This window comes from Actinomadura rubrobrunea NBRC 15275 (assembly GCF_001552235.1).
Classification (GTDB): Bacteria; Actinomycetota; Actinomycetes; order Streptosporangiales; family Streptosporangiaceae; genus Spirillospora; species Spirillospora viridilutea.
The window spans coordinates 47110-61396 of sequence record NZ_BCQU01000014.1; the positions used below are offsets into that span (position 1 = coordinate 47110).

The window sequence follows — 14287 nt, forward strand, 5'->3', positions numbered from 1 at the left end:
TGGTCCACAAACACCCGTATCCGTCCCCGGCGTCCGGGAACGCCAGCCCAGCCCCGATCGAGAGAGCGACGTGCCCCCCTACCTGCTAGGCCTGCGACTGAGCGGACGACGCGTCCTCGTCGTCGGCGGGGGCCGGGTGGCGCAGCGCCGCGTCCCGGCGCTGCTCGCCGCGGACGCCGCGGTGGAGCTGGTCGCCCCCGAGGTCACGCCGTCCCTGGAAGACCTGATCGTCTCCCGCGGTGGGAACGGTCCCGGCCGGATCGTCTGGCACCGCCGCCCCTACCGCCCCGGAGACTGCGCCGGCGCCTGGCTGGTGCAGGCCCTCACCGACGACGCTAAGGTCAACGCGGCCGTCGCCGCCGAGGCCGAGCAGGCCCGCGTCTGGTGCGTGCGCGCCGACGACGCCGAGTCGTCGGCCGCCTGGACCCCGGCGTCCGGGCGGGTCGGCGACACCACGGTGGGCGTCCTGGCGGGCGGCGACCCCCGGCACGCCGCGGGCGTGCGGGACGCGATCGTCGACGGGCTGCGCGACGGCACCCTGGAGGCCCGCCACCACCGCCGCAAGCCGGTCGGGGTGGCGCTGGTCGGCGGCGGCCCCGGCGACCCCGGCCTGATCACCGTGCGCGGAAGGCGGCTGCTCGCCCAGGCCGACGTGGTCGTCACCGACCGCCTGGCCCCCCGCGGGCTGCTGGACGAGCTGCCCGCCGACACCGAGGTGATCGACGCGGCGAAGATCCCCTACGGGCGGACCGTCACCCAGGAGCGCATCAACGACTACCTCGTCGAGCACGCCCGGCAGGGCCGGTTCGTGGTCCGCCTCAAGGGCGGCGACCCGTTCGTGTTCGGACGCGGCTTCGAGGAAGTGCTGCACTGCGCCCGCCACGGCGTCCCGGTGACGGTCGTGCCCGGCGTCACCAGCGCCGTGGCCGTGCCGTCGGCGGCGGGCATCCCGGTCACCCACCGCGGCGTCACCCAGGAGTTCCACGTGGTGTCGGCGCACGCGGCCCCGGACGACCCCGCCTCCACGGTCGACTGGGCCGCGCTGGGCCGGTCGACGGGGACGCTGGTGCTGCTCATGGCGGTGGAACGGATGACGCTGATCGCCGAGACCCTCATACGCTATGGTCGGTCGTCCGACACGCCCGTCGCCGTGATCCAGGAAGGCACCCTCCCGGGGCAGAAGGCGCTGACGGCCACGCTGGGCACGGTGGCCGGCGAGATGGCGGCGGCCGGGATCCGGCCGCCGGCGATCGTGGTCGTGGGCGACGTGGTGAACGTGGCACGAGAGATCGACATGATTCGAGCGGACATGGGGCGGGATCCGTGACCAGGTACATGACGGGAGATTCGGTCGGCCGCCTCTGGGCCGTGGCGTTCCGCCGGGGTGTCACGTGAGCGGCGCGGTGGGAGTGCCCGGCCGTGGCGCCGGGCAGGACGTCGCTGCGGAGGAGAGCACCTCTCCGGACCGGCCCGTCCCCGCGGACACCGACGCGACCCCCAGCGGGCCGCCGTCCACGGACAAGGCCCCGGGCGCCAAGGAGTCGGGCAAGGGGACGTCCAAGGCCAAGGGCTCGTCCAGAGGCAGAAGGACGTCCTCGAAGAAGGGCAAGGCGGCCGACGCCGAGAGCTCCGCCGGCACGAAGACGGCGGAGGAGAACACCGAGGCACGCGAGGACACGGCCGCGCGCCGGAACGCGCCCGCGGGCGAGGAACCGCCGAGACGGCGGCGCACGACCCGCGCGCAGGCGACGCCTCCGGAGGAGTCCACCGCCGCCGCGGAGGAGCCGCTGCCGCCCAGCGCCGTGGACCTCACCCAGACCGAGGCGCTGTCCGGCCGGACGCCGCCGCCTCGGGAACGGCGCACCACGGTCCGCCAGGGCGAGCTGATCCGGGTCCTGCGCGACCTGCGCGACCGGCTCGGCTCGTTCGAACTGGTGCTGGACGTGCCCGGCGTCGAGGAGGCCCGCGAGGCCCAGCTGGAGATCCGCAACCAGCTCAACGACTACGTGCTGCCGCGCATCCAGGCCGCCGGGACGCCGCTGCTGGTGGTCCTCGGCGGCTCGACCGGCGCGGGCAAGTCGACCCTGGTGAACACGCTCGTCGGGTCCCGCGTCAGCGCCACCGGCGTGCTGCGCCCCACCACCAGCAGCCCGATCCTGGTCTGCCACCCGGACCACGCCGAGTGGTTCCTGGAGGGGCCGCTGCTGCCCGGGATGGGCCGCGTCCCCGGCCCCGCGCCCGACGCCATCGCCGGCGACCAGCTCGTCGTCATCGCCACCGACGCGCTGCCGCCCGGGCTGGCCCTGCTGGACAGCCCCGACTTCGACTCGGTCTTCGAGGACCACTACGAGTTCGCCACCAAGCTGATGGCGGCCGCCGACGTGTGGCTGTGCGTCACCACCGCCGCCCGCTACGCCGACGCCATGGTGTGGCAGATGCTGCAGCGCGCCCGCGACAACGGCGCCACCGTCGGCGTCGTGCTGTCGCGGGTGCCGCAGGGCGTGGGCGCCGAGGTCGTCGACCACTTCGCCGAGATGCTCGACGAGCACGGCGTCGGCGACGTGCGCCGCTTCACCATCCCCGAGACGCGCGTCGAGGACTCCCGGCTGCCCGAGGAGACCGTCGAGGACCTGCGCGCCTGGCTGGTCGGCGTGGCCGAGGACGCCGAGGGGCGGCACGTGGTCATCGAGGACACCCTGGCGAGCGTGCTCGACAGCCTGCGCACCCGCGTCCCCGAACTCGCCCGGCACGTCGAGACGCAGGTCGAGCAGCGCGCCGAGCTGGCGCGGCTGGTGGAGTCGGCGTACTCCACCGCCCTGGCCGAGCTGGACGAGGCCACCCGCAACGGCTCGCTGCTGCGCGGCGAGGTCCTGGCCCGCTGGCAGGACTTCGCGGGCACCGGCGACCTGCTGCGCTCCCTGCACCTGCGGGGCCGCGGCGCCCGGCGGTCCAACCGGCGGCGCCGCGGGACCTCCACCCGGGTGCGCGCCCTCAAGAGCGCGCTGCGGGCCGGGCTGGAGTCGCTGATCCAGGCGTCGGCCGAGCACGCCGCCGAGCAGGTCATCGCCCGCTGGCGCGAGCACCCGGCGGGCGCGCACGTGCTGGCCGGGCCGGCCCGCGAGATGGGGCACGCCTCGCCCGAGCTGTCGCGCCGCATCACCCGCGCCGTCAGCGGCTGGCAGGACCACGTCCACGAACTGATCCGCACGGAGGGCGTCACCAAGCGCTCCGTCGCCAAACTGGTCTCGTTCGACACCGAGGCCCTGTCGCTCGTGCTCACCATCGGCCTGCTGGGCTACGGTACGTCCGAGGTCTCCGTCGAAGGCGGCACCAGCGCCGTGCCGCAGCGGCTCCTCAAGGCGCTCTTCGGAGCCGAGTCGCTGCGCGGCATGGGCGCCAAGGCCCGCGCCGACCTGCGCAGCCGCATCGGGATGCTGTTCGACGAGGAGGCCATCCGCTTCGGACAGGCGCTCGACGCGGTCGGCATCCCCGACGAGTCCGTCCCCGTCCAGCTCTACCAGGCCACCTACAATCTCGAGGTTGCCCGATGACCACCTCGGCGATCCCCGTCAACCCGTCGCCGGGTTCCGGCGCGACGCCGCCCGGGGCCGGTTCCGCCGCCGGCGCGGCGCGCGACGCGGCCTCCCCGCTGACCGAACGGCTCGACCGCCTCGACTCGCTGGTCCGCCTCGGCGCCGGCCGGCTCGACCAGTCCCTGCTGGACGAGGCGCGGCGCCTGCTCGACCGCGCGGGCCAGCGGCTGCGGCTGTCCGGCGAGCACACCGTCGTCACGCTCGCCGGCGGCACCGGCAGCGGCAAGTCGTCGCTGTTCAACGCCATCTGCGGGCTGGAGCTGTCGCCCACCGGCATCCGCCGGCCCATGACGTCCCGCGCGCACGCCTGCGTGTGGGGCCTGGACGGCGCGGGCCCGCTGCTCGACTGGCTCGACGTCGACAAGCGGCACCGCTACGCCCGCGCCAGCGCCCTCGACCTGGAACGCGCCGACGCCTCCCTGCAGGGCCTGGTGCTGATCGACCTGCCCGACCACGACTCCATCCAGGCCGTGCACCGCGCGGAGGCCGACCGGTTCGTCACCATCGCCGACCTGCTGGTGTGGGTGGTCGACCCGCAGAAGTACGCCGACGCGGCCCTGCACCGCAACTACATCGTCCCGTACGCCCGGCACGCGGGCGTCACCCTGATCGTGCTCAACCAGGTCGACCGGCTGCAGCCCGCCGAGGTGGAGGACTGCGTCGCCGACCTGCGCCGCCTGCTGGAGGCCGAGGGCCTGGCCGACCCCCGCATCATCACCACCTCGGCGGTGCAGGAGGACGGCGTGCGCCAGTTCAGGGACGTCCTGGTCGACACCGTCGCCGCCCGCCGCGCCCGCAGCGAGCGCCTCGCCGCCGACATCGGCCGGCTCGCCGAGCGGTTCGCCGCGCACCGTCCGCCCGACGACTTCCCGTCCGCCGTGGACCAGGTCCGCCGCGACGAGCTGATCCAGGCCCTCACCGACGCCGCCGGGGCGCCCGCCGTCGCCGAGGCCATGGAGAGCGCCTACGAGCTGCGCGCCGCCGACTTCATGGGCTGGCCGGTGCAGGCGCTGATCACCCGGCTGCGCAGCGACCCGCTGCGCCGCATGCGGCTGACCGAGCTGCGCGAGGAGCTGCGCGGCGCGTTCACCGGCCCGGTCGGCGCGCAGCAGGGCGAGGTGGACGCCGCCCTGCAGGGCGTCACCGACGGCGTCACCGCCGCCCTGCCCGAGCCGTGGGCCCGCTCGGTGCGCGCCGCCGCCCGCTCCCACGCCGCCGAGCTGCCCGAGGCGCTCGGCGAGGCGGTGCGGGAGGCGCTGCCCACCTTCAACCAGGTGCCGCGCTGGTGGTGGCTGGTCAAGACGTGGCAGTACTTCCTCGCCCTGGTGAGCGTGCTCGGCGTCGCGTGGATCGTCCTGCTGGTGGTCTACGGCGTCACCGGCGGCGAGTCGTCCGACCCGCTGCTCGGCGAGACCGGCCTGATCCCGTACGTGGCCGTGCTGGTCGTCTGCACGCTCGGCATGGGGGCGCTCACCTCGTCGGCGTGCCGGAACCTGGTGGCGCTGTCGTCCGCCCGGCACGGCGACCGCATGGAGGAGCACATGCGGGAGCGGATCGCGCAGGTCGCCGACTCCAAGGTGCTCGCGCCGGTCGCCGCCGAGCTGGAGGTCTGCGCCCGCTTCCGCGCCGACGTCGACGCCGTCCAGGGCTGAGTTTTCCACAACCTCGCCGACGCCTTCTCTCGTTCGCCGCGCTCCGTCACCCTGGAGTCGCCGAACGAGAGGAGGCCGAGGTGAACGAGGCGCACATCACCGTGATCGGCTGGGTGGCGGCGGACCCGTACTACACCGTCACCGCCAACGGGACCCCGTTCCTGTCGTTACGGGTCGCCTGCACGCCGCGCCGCTACGACCGCGAGACCGGCCAGTGGCAGGACCTGGACACCATGTTCCTCACGGTGAACTGCTGGCGGGCCCTCGCCGACAACGTCCACGGCTCGGACCTGCAGCGCGGCCAGCCCGTCGTGGTCACCGGGCGGCTGCGGATCCGCCAGTACGAGAAGGACGGCCAGTGGCGGTTCTCCGCCGAGATCGAGGCCAGCACGCTCGGGCACGACCTCAACCGCGGCACCGCGGAGTTCCGCCCCGTCCACCGCGGCGGCGCCCTGACCGAGGAGGACCGCCGCGAGGCCCAAGAGGTCGCCGACCAGTGGGCCCTCGGCGGCGACGTCACCGAGGACCCCGCCGCCGAAGCCGCCTGACGCTCGCAGCGGGCAGCGAGCAGGCGTGTGCCCCGCAGGCGCAGGTATCCGGCGAGCATGCGGCCCGGGGCCCCGCGCGCCCCCGCAGACCGGCGACGCGCGGGGCCCCGGGTCGTCCCGGTGTCGGGCGTGGGGCGCCCTTGCCGATCTGGGCGATGACTTCGGCAGCGGTGACGGAATTGAGGACTCGAATGAGCAGTCAGATCGCGTTTCTTCAACGCTCTTTCACTTTTCGTGGTGGCCTCGCCGCGGGGTGTTAGAGAGTGGAGCGACCAGGCCGCGGGGGCACCTGGGGCGGCGGGGCGACCGTTGCGGGCGAAGGGCTCGACGGGCCTGGAGCGCCGCCGTTGACGACGTCGGCGGGCGCGGCTGCTCGGCGGGCCGTCCGTGCGGACAGAGCGGGCGAGGAGGAAGGGCACGGATCACGAGTGGCGATCATGGGAGCGTGCGGCGTCGTCGACCGGGCGCCGGTCGGGTCCGGCCGGTGCTTCGACGGGCGGGCGGCCGTCTCAGATCCAGGAAACGCCTCGCATGATCCCTTCCCTCTCTGGGCGGTGCTGAGGAGAGCGATGGCGCCGCTTCGTCTGCCAGGTACCGTATCCCGCTCCGGATTGTGCGTCACCGAACGTACCGGTTTCCGACCCGCTCCGCACACGTTGCAATTATCGTGTTACACAACGTGATGCATTGGGGGGAAGGATGACGGCAGTGCAGTCGTCCGCCGAGGACCGCGGCGGGGAGCTGGCGCGCACGCCCCGACGGGCGGGGGCGCCGGGTCGCCCGTCCCTGCTGGCGGCCTACGTGTCGGTGGCCGTCGCCCTCCATCTGGCGTTGACCGTCGTCGGAGTGCTGCGCACCCCGGTGCGCCTGTACGAGGTGGTCACCTTCGCGGCCCTGCTGGTCTGCGGCGCCGCCTGCATCGAGGTGTCGCGAAGGCTGGGCCTGCCCGCCGGGGTGGCGCGGGATCTGCTGTCGGCATGGTGGCTGCCGGTGGCGCTGCTGCTGCCGCCGGTGTACGCGCTGCTGATCCCCATCCCCTTGCAGCTGCTGTCGCATTTCCGCGTCCGGCGCACTCTGCTCTACCGCAGGGTGATGGTGACCTCCGCGCTCGCCCTGGCCGGCGCGTGCGCCTCGATGCTGTTCCACCTGGTCGTCCCCCGGCCGCTGGAGGGCGGCGCCCAGTGGGTGATCGACGGGTACCCGGGCCTTCCCGCCGCGGTCGGGTGCGCCGCGCTGTTCACGGTGATGAACACCGCGCTGGTCGCCGCCGCGGCGTACATGGCCAACCCCGAGAGCAGCTGGCGGGAGGTGCTGTGGAACCGCGAGAACCTGCTGCTGGACGTGGTGGAGCTGTGCGCCGGCGTGCTCGTCGCGATCACCAGTTCCCTGTCGCTGTCGCTGCTGCTGCTCGCCCTGCCGCCCGTGGTGCTGCTCCAGCGCAGCCTGATGCACCAGCAGCTGCAGGCGGCGGCCCGGACCGACGCCAAGACCGGCCTGCTCAACGCGGCGGCGTGGCAGCGCGAGGCCGACACCGAACTGGCGCGGGCCCAGCGCACCCACGAGCCGCTCGCCCTGCTGCTGATCGACATCGACTACTTCAAGCGGGTGAACGACACCCATGGCCACCTGGTCGGCGACCAGGTGCTGATCGGGGTCGCCAGCACCCTGTGCAACCAGCTGCGCGACTACGACGTCGTCGGCCGGTTCGGCGGCGAGGAGTTCGTCGTGCTGCTGCCGGGCGCCGACACCGTCGAGGCGTGCCGGGTGGCCGAGCGCCTGCGCGGACGGGTGCGCCGGCTGGCCATCCCCGCCGAGGACGGCACGGTCGGCGTGACCATCTCGGTCGGGGTGGCGCTGTTCCGCATGCACGGCGAGGACCTGATCGAACTCCTGGCGGCCGCCGACCTGGCCCTCTACCGCGCCAAGCAGTCCGGCCGCGACCGGGTGTGCCTGCCCGCCGTGGACGGCTCCAAGGCCGAGGAGGCCTGAGACGTCGGACGGCCCCGCGGCGCGCCCTCGCGCCGTCGCGGGCGCCGTGCCGGTGAGGCCGGTGGTGGGCCGCGGGAGCGGGAATCTGGTGGTGAACAAGGGAATCCGAACCCCTGTCGACGCTGCAACGAACGGTGTCCGGAACCCCCTAGGCTTGACGGCATGGCCGAGTACATCTACACGATGCAGCGTGTGCGTAAGGCACATGGCGACAAGGTCGTCCTGGACGACGTCACCCTGCACTTCCTCCCCGGCGCCAAGATCGGTGTGCTGGGGCCGAACGGGACCGGCAAGTCCACGCTGCTGCGGATGATGGCCGGTCTGGAGCAGCCGTCCAACGGCGAGGCGCGGCTGATGCCCGGGTACACGGTCGGCCTGCTGCAGCAGGAGCCGCCGCTCGACGAGTCGAAGACCGTCCTCGGCAACGTCGAGGAGGGCGTGGCCGAGACCAAGGCGATGCTCGACCGGTTCAACGAGATCGCCGAGAAGATGGCGACGGACTACTCCGACGAGCTGATGGAGGAGATGGGCAGGCTGCAGGAGCAGCTCGACCATCGCAACGCCTGGGACCTGGACAGCCAGCTGGAGCAGGCGATGGACGCGCTGCGCTGCCCGCCCCCGGACGCCGACGTGACCAAGCTGTCGGGCGGTGAGCGCCGCCGCGTCGCGCTGTGCAAGCTGCTGCTGGAGGCGCCCGACCTGCTGCTGCTGGACGAGCCCACCAACCACTTGGACGCCGAGAGCGTGCAGTGGCTCGAGGGCTTCCTGGAGAAGTACGAGGGGACGGTCCTGGCCGTCACCCACGACCGGTACTTCCTCGACAACGTGGCCAACTGGATCCTCGAGCTCGACCGCGGCCGCTGCTACCCCTACGAGGGCAACTACTCGACGTACCTGGAGAAGAAGGCCGAGCGCCTCAAGGTCGAGGGCAACAAGGACGCCAAGCGCAAGAAGCGCCTGCAGGAGGAGCTGGAGTGGGTGCGCTCCAACCCCAAGGCGCGTCAGGCCAAGAGCAGGGCCCGACTGCAGCGGTACGAGGAGATGGCCGCCGAGGCGTCCAAGTACCGCAAGCTGGACTTCGAGGAGATCCAGATCCCGCCGGGCCCGCGCCTGGGCAGCAGCGTGATCGTCGCGGAGAACCTGACCAAGGGCTTCGGCGACCGGCTCCTCATGGAGAACCTGTCGTTCAATCTGCCGCCCAACGGCATCGTCGGCGTGATCGGCCCGAACGGCGTCGGCAAGACCACGCTGTTCCGGATGATCGTCGGCGAGGAGCAGCCCGACTCCGGCGCGCTGCGGCTGGGCGAGACGGTCAAGGTGTCGTACGTGGACCAGACCCGCGCCGGCATCGACCCGAACAAGACCGTCTGGGAGGTGGTCTCCGACGGGCTCGACCACATCAAGGTCGGCCAGGTGGAGATGCCCTCCCGCGCGTACGTGGCGGCGTTCGGCTTCAAGGGCCCGGACCAGCAGAAGCCCGCGGGCGTCCTGTCGGGCGGCGAGCGCAACCGGCTCAACCTGGCGCTCACCCTCAAGATCGGCGGCAACGTGCTGCTCCTGGACGAGCCGACCAACGACCTGGACACCGAGACGCTGAGCTCGCTGGAGAAGGCGCTGCTGGAGTTCCCCGGCTGCGCCGTCATCACCTCCCACGACCGGTGGTTCCTGGACCGGATCGCCACCCACATCCTGGCGTGGGAAGGCGGGGCGAACTGGTTCTGGTTCGAGGGCAACTTCGCCGACTACGAGAAGAACAAGATCGAGCGTCTGGGCGCCGAGGCGGCGCGTCCGCACCGCGTCACCTACCGCAAGCTCACCCGCGACTGACGTCGACGTGGCCCGTCTGCCGCGCGCGGCGGACGGGGCGCGCTTCTTGGAGCACTGACCGCCCGCAGCGGGTGCGCTCGGGCCGGTCAGTCCCGACCGTCGGACGCCCCGGGTCCGCGGGGCGCTCCGCCGTCCCGGGCGTGCCGGCACCGGGGCCCGTTCTGTGATGACGCGGTGCGTTCCGCTGCCGTCCCGGCAGCGGAACGCGGTCATCCCGTGCGACGACAGCCATCCCACAGTTTCCGCATCGTGCCGACCTGGGCGCGTGCAGGCCTCGTGCGGGTGCAGGCCTCGTGCGGGTGCAGAACGGTGGATCGGCGCCATGCTCCTGTTGCTGCTGGATCAGCGGGGACGGCGCACGCCGCGCGGATCTTTGGGGCAGGAGGAGACGCCGCGTTCGCGGTCGTAGTCGGCGAGCCGGCGCCGCGCCGGACGTCGTTGGTGCCCGCAGCCTGCTGGGCGATCGGCCCAGTCGCATCACCCGCTCCCCGCGGGGATGGCAGGTGCGATGGCGTCGCTTTCGGTGCGGGTCAATGTGGCGGAGAAGTGCCGCATGACCTGCGGGGCGGCGTTGAGGGCGACGACAACGGGGTGCTCGCTGTCGCGCCAGCGTCGCTCCCGTAGCCGTGGGGTTGTCGCTTCCGGTGTGCTGCCTACGCGGGTGGGGCATTCGAGGCGGCGATGGCGGGGCGGTCGGTGTCGCGCCACTGCCGCAGCCTTCGGGTGGCCAGTTCCGGTGCGCTGCTCACGCGGGTGGGCAGTGTGAGGGCGGCGACTCGTGGGGCTGGTTTTCGGGCACGCGCTGTCCTGGGTGGATCAGCGCGCCCCAGTGGTCCTGCGGCCAGTACGTGTCGGCCTCCACGAACGCCAGGCCGAACCCGATGAGCAGGTAGCGGCCCCCGCCACCCGGCGTGGGGCGGTGCCCGGTCTTCGGAGCGCCGCTCGCCCCGGCTAGGCGGCGGAGCTGTCTGCGCTTGAAGAAAGCTCGATCGGGAGGGCGGTGTGACGGTCGCCGAGCGGCGCCCGGTAACATCGGCCCGGTCCGTCCGCCGATGTCCCAGGTGAGCAATGCAGCGTGAAACCCCTGCCGAGACCGGCTACCGGCACGTCTACGAATTCCATGTCAGGTTCGGCGACATCGACTCGCAGGGGCACGTCAATAACGTCAAGTTCCTGGGATATCTGGAAGACGCGCGGCTGGAGATGTTCCACCGCGACCCGCTGCGCAAAGGGGAGGAGCCGGTGCGCGGCATGGTCGTCGCCCGGCACGAAATCGACTATGTGCGGCCGCTGCCTTTGTTGGTGAATCCGGTGCGCGTGGAGTCGTGGGTGACGGACGTGCGCAGCGCGTCTTTCACGCTGGCGTACGAAGTGCGCGACGATGAGCATCTGTACGCGCGGGCCTCATCGGTGATAGCGGCGTTCGACGTGGCGGCGGGGCGCCTGCGGCGCTTCACCGGCCGCGAGCGGGAATTCATCGAGCGCTATCGCCCGCCGGCGCCGTGAGCGGCGAAAAACATGGAGGCTGACCTGGGATAACGATCTTTCTTTACGGGCAGTAAAGAGGGGAGAGGGTCGTTGTCCGAGGTGCGTCCATGTCCCCCTATCTCGCCGCCTGGATCTTCTGGATCCTGATGTTCTTCGCGATCGAACTGCCCGCGGTGTTCAACCGCAAGTCCGGTGACACGCTCTCCGAGCTGGTCTGGGGCGTCTTCGCCGTGCGCGGCAAACCGTTCGGATGGCAGCTGCGCCGGCTGGTGCTGGTGCTCGGCCTGGGATGGCTGGTCGCGCATTTCCTGTCCGGCGGCCGCATCTGACCGTCGCCCCGTGAGTCCCGGCCGAACCGTGCGCTACGGCGAGTACAGCCAAGGATCGCGCAGGTCGTAATAGGCCAGCTCGCCTTCATAGCAGCGCATCAGCCCCTCCATTTTCTCCAGCAACTCCGGCGCCGGCAGTCGGCGCTCGCCCTCGCGGGCGGCGGTCTCGGAGGTGAAATAGACGGCCTCGGTACACACGCCGCCCGGATCGACCGCCAGCACGCCGCCGATCACGTCGGGGCGGAAGGCGCGCACGGCGTCGTCGTCCATGGCCCGCAGCCGGCTGCGCAGCTCCGGCAGGTCGGTGACCTTGGACTGGATCACCTGGACGAATCCCGCGTCGTCCGACGCGCCGCCCAGCCAGGTGTCGGTCTCGACGCAGTCGCGGAAGGTGACCTCGCCGCCGAGGAGCCGGGACGTCTGCGCCCACCAGCGGCCCTGCTCGGGCCGGTCGCCGTTGCGGCGCGCCGCCTCCGGCGACGCGAACCGGACCAGGTCGACGAACATCCCGTCGTCGGTGACGCCCGCGGTCTCGCCCAGCCAGCCGGACGCCCCGGGGGCGAGGTCGCGCGCCCAAAGGTCCAGGCACTCCTTCAGCCGCGCGGGATCGGTGACGATTCTGCCCTGGATGACCTGTACGAACATCGCGCCCCCCGTCGGCGATGGCGGTCCGGTTCGGCGGCGGCCGCGTCGAACCGCGTCCTGTGTCCGACGCTATGCCCGTCAAGGGCTGTTCACAATGCGCCCGTTACGGATGCGTAACAAGCGGCACAGCAGTCACTTTTCACCCGCTCTTTCCCTTAATGTCGCCCGCACATCGTGTGATCAACGGGAAGGGGAGAGATGCGGCGTTTCTCACGCGGGGCATTGGCCCTGCTGCTGGCCGCGGGCGGCCTCACCGGAACGGCGACCGCGGCGACGGCGGCGGTCGGAGCGGCGGGCGCGGCCGCGGTGGGGGCGCAGGCGCCCGCGACGGTCGACATCGCCGAGCGGCTCAAGGCCATTCCCGGGATGAAGGTGGAGGAGAAGACCTCGACCCTGCCCGGCTACCGCTGGTTCTGGCTGACCTACCGGCAGCCGGTCGACCACCGGCGCCCGCACGGCCCGTGGTTCGAGCAGCGCGTCATGCTGCAGCACAAGTCCGAGGACCGGCCGATGGTGCTCTACACCAGCGGCTACCACACCCCGGAGACGATGTTCCGGTCGGAGCCGACCGCGCTGGTGGACGGCAACCAGATCTCGCTGGAGCACCGATTCTTCAGCCCGTCGCGGCCCGAGCCCGCCGACTGGACCAAGGACACCATCTGGCAGGCCGCCACCGACGAGCACCGGCTGATCACCGCGCTCAAGAAGATCTACAAGGGACGCTGGATCACCACCGGGGGCAGCAAGGGCGGCATGACCGCCGTCTACCACAAGCGCTTCTACCCCCATGACGTCGACGGCAGCGTCATCTACGTGGCGCCCAACGACTACAACAACGACGACGACTCCGCCTACGACCGCTTCTTCGCCAACGTCGGCACCGACCCGGAATGCCGGGCCCACGTGAAGAAGCTGGCCCGGGAGTTCCTCAAGCGCCGCCCGGCCATGCTGAAGAGGTTCAAGGCCGACGCGGCGAAGAACGGCTGGACGTTCACCATCCTCAGGACCCCCGACCGGGCGTTCGAGAACTCGGTCATGGACTACGAGTGGGGCTTCTGGCAGTACAACCTGCAGTCCGACTGCGCGAGCCTGCCCCCGCTGGACGCCTCCGACGACGTCCTGTACGAGAACCTGAACGCCATCGCAGGCCTGGAGTTCTACACCGACCAGGGGCTCGACCCGTACATCCCGTACTACTACCAGGCGGGCACCCAGCTCGGCTGGCCCAAGCCTCAGTTCTGGCACCTGCGGCCGCTGCTGCGCTACGAGGAGAGCTACCACCCGCGCACGTACGTCCCGCGCGACATCCCCATGCGCTACGACGGCGGCCGCGCGATGCGGGACATCGACCGATGGGTGCGCCACCACGCCGAGCACATGCTGTTCCTGTACGGGGAGAACGACCCGTGGGGCGCCAAGCCGTTCCGCCTCGGCCCCGGAAGCCGTGATTCGGCGGTGTACACGGCCCCGGGCATGAACCACAGCGGCCGCCTCATCGACCGGCTGCCCGACGAGCAGCGCGCCAAGGCCGTCGCCGATCTGCTGCGCTGGGCGGGCGTCAGCGCTCCCCAGGTCACGGCCATGGTGAGCACGCCGTCCGACGCCACCGACCCGATGCTGGACCGGCGTCCGCCGCTGTAGTCCGGCCGACCGACCGCGGGGCCGTCCCGTCCGGGGCGGTCCCGCCGTCGTCTGAAGAGGCGTCTGAAGAGGCGTGTGAAGGGGCGCCGTCCTAGTGCCCCGCGGTGGGCACGTTGACCAGGCTGTGCGCGGCCATGGTCAGGTAGTCCCACAGCGTCTTTTCGAGGTGTTCGGGCAGGTCGAGCTCGTCGACGGCGTCTCGCATGTGCTTCAGCCACGCGTCGCGTTCGGCCTCGCCGATCACGAACGGGGCGTGCCGCATGCGCAGCCGCGGGTGCCCGCGTCGCTGGCTGTAGGTGTTCGGGCCGCCCCAGTACTGGATGAGGAACAGGCGGAGCCGCTCCTCGGCCGGACCGAGGTCCTCCTCTGGGTAAAGGGGACGGAGCAGGGGGTCCTTCGCGACGCCCTGGTAGAAGCGGTGGACCAGGCGCCGGAACGTCTCCTCGCCGCCGACCGCTTCGTAGAAGGTCACCTGTTGAGCCATAGCGCCTCCCACCCTATTTGACCGGGCGCCCGCGCCGACCACCCCTCGATCACTACGGCCGCGCCCGCGCTCCGGCCCCGGGACGGCCCCG

Annotated in this window: 11 protein-coding genes; 9 read left to right on the forward strand and 2 right to left on the reverse strand. The window is 72.0% G+C overall.

What is annotated here, in order from left to right; all coding sequences use genetic code 11:
• The first annotated feature begins 70 nt into the window (after positions 1-70).
• From cobA to AR3_RS06485, 8 genes are all read left to right on the forward strand, one after another.
• Positions 71-1327, forward strand: a complete 1257-nt coding sequence (cobA, locus tag AR3_RS06450; protein ID WP_083951002.1) for a uroporphyrinogen-III C-methyltransferase — start codon at positions 71-73, stop codon at positions 1325-1327.
• A 64-nt stretch (positions 1328-1391) separates the two neighbouring features.
• Positions 1392-3551 carry a GTPase family protein gene (locus AR3_RS06455; protein ID WP_227023209.1) on the forward strand — a complete coding sequence of 720 codons (2160 nt, stop codon included), beginning with the start codon at positions 1392-1394 and terminating at the stop codon, positions 3549-3551.
• Entirely contained in the window at positions 3548-5245 is a 1698-nt protein-coding gene (locus AR3_RS06460) for a GTPase family protein (protein ID WP_067909928.1), read from the forward strand. Before AR3_RS06455 ends, AR3_RS06460 begins: the two co-directional genes overlap by 4 nt.
• Positions 5246-5325: 80 nt before the next feature.
• Positions 5326-5793: a single-stranded DNA-binding protein gene (ssb, locus tag AR3_RS06465; RefSeq protein ID WP_083951003.1), complete on the forward strand. Its 468-nt coding sequence runs from the start codon at positions 5326-5328 to the stop codon at positions 5791-5793.
• 699 nt (positions 5794-6492) lie between these two features.
• Positions 6493-7782, forward strand: coding sequence for a sensor domain-containing diguanylate cyclase (locus AR3_RS06470; protein ID WP_067909931.1), 1290 nt, complete (start codon positions 6493-6495; stop codon positions 7780-7782).
• Positions 7783-7944: 162 nt separating this feature from the next.
• Entirely contained in the window at positions 7945-9609 is a 1665-nt protein-coding gene (ettA, locus tag AR3_RS06475) for an energy-dependent translational throttle protein EttA (RefSeq protein WP_067909934.1), read from the forward strand.
• Positions 9610-10677: 1068 nt separating this feature from the next.
• Entirely contained in the window at positions 10678-11115 is a 438-nt protein-coding gene (locus AR3_RS06480; RefSeq protein ID WP_067909937.1) for an acyl-CoA thioesterase, read from the forward strand.
• Positions 11116-11204: 89 nt separating this feature from the next.
• Positions 11205-11426, forward strand: a complete 222-nt coding sequence (locus AR3_RS06485; protein WP_067909941.1) for a hypothetical protein — start codon at positions 11205-11207, stop codon at positions 11424-11426.
• Positions 11427-11459: 33 nt separating this feature from the next.
• On the opposite strand, the gene AR3_RS06490 is transcribed toward AR3_RS06485, so the two are convergent.
• Entirely contained in the window at positions 11460-12071 is a 612-nt protein-coding gene (locus AR3_RS06490) for a hypothetical protein (RefSeq protein ID WP_067909944.1), read from the reverse strand.
• A 198-nt stretch (positions 12072-12269) separates the two neighbouring features.
• Between AR3_RS06490 and AR3_RS06495 the strand changes: the two genes are divergently transcribed.
• Positions 12270-13712, forward strand: coding sequence for a S28 family serine protease (locus AR3_RS06495; protein ID WP_067909947.1), 1443 nt, complete (start codon positions 12270-12272; stop codon positions 13710-13712).
• A 91-nt stretch (positions 13713-13803) separates the two neighbouring features.
• On the opposite strand, the gene AR3_RS06500 is transcribed toward AR3_RS06495, so the two are convergent.
• A complete protein-coding gene (locus tag AR3_RS06500; protein ID WP_067909950.1) occupies positions 13804-14196 on the reverse strand; it encodes a globin in 393 nt (130 codons plus the stop codon).
• Positions 14197-14287 lie beyond the last annotated feature (91 nt).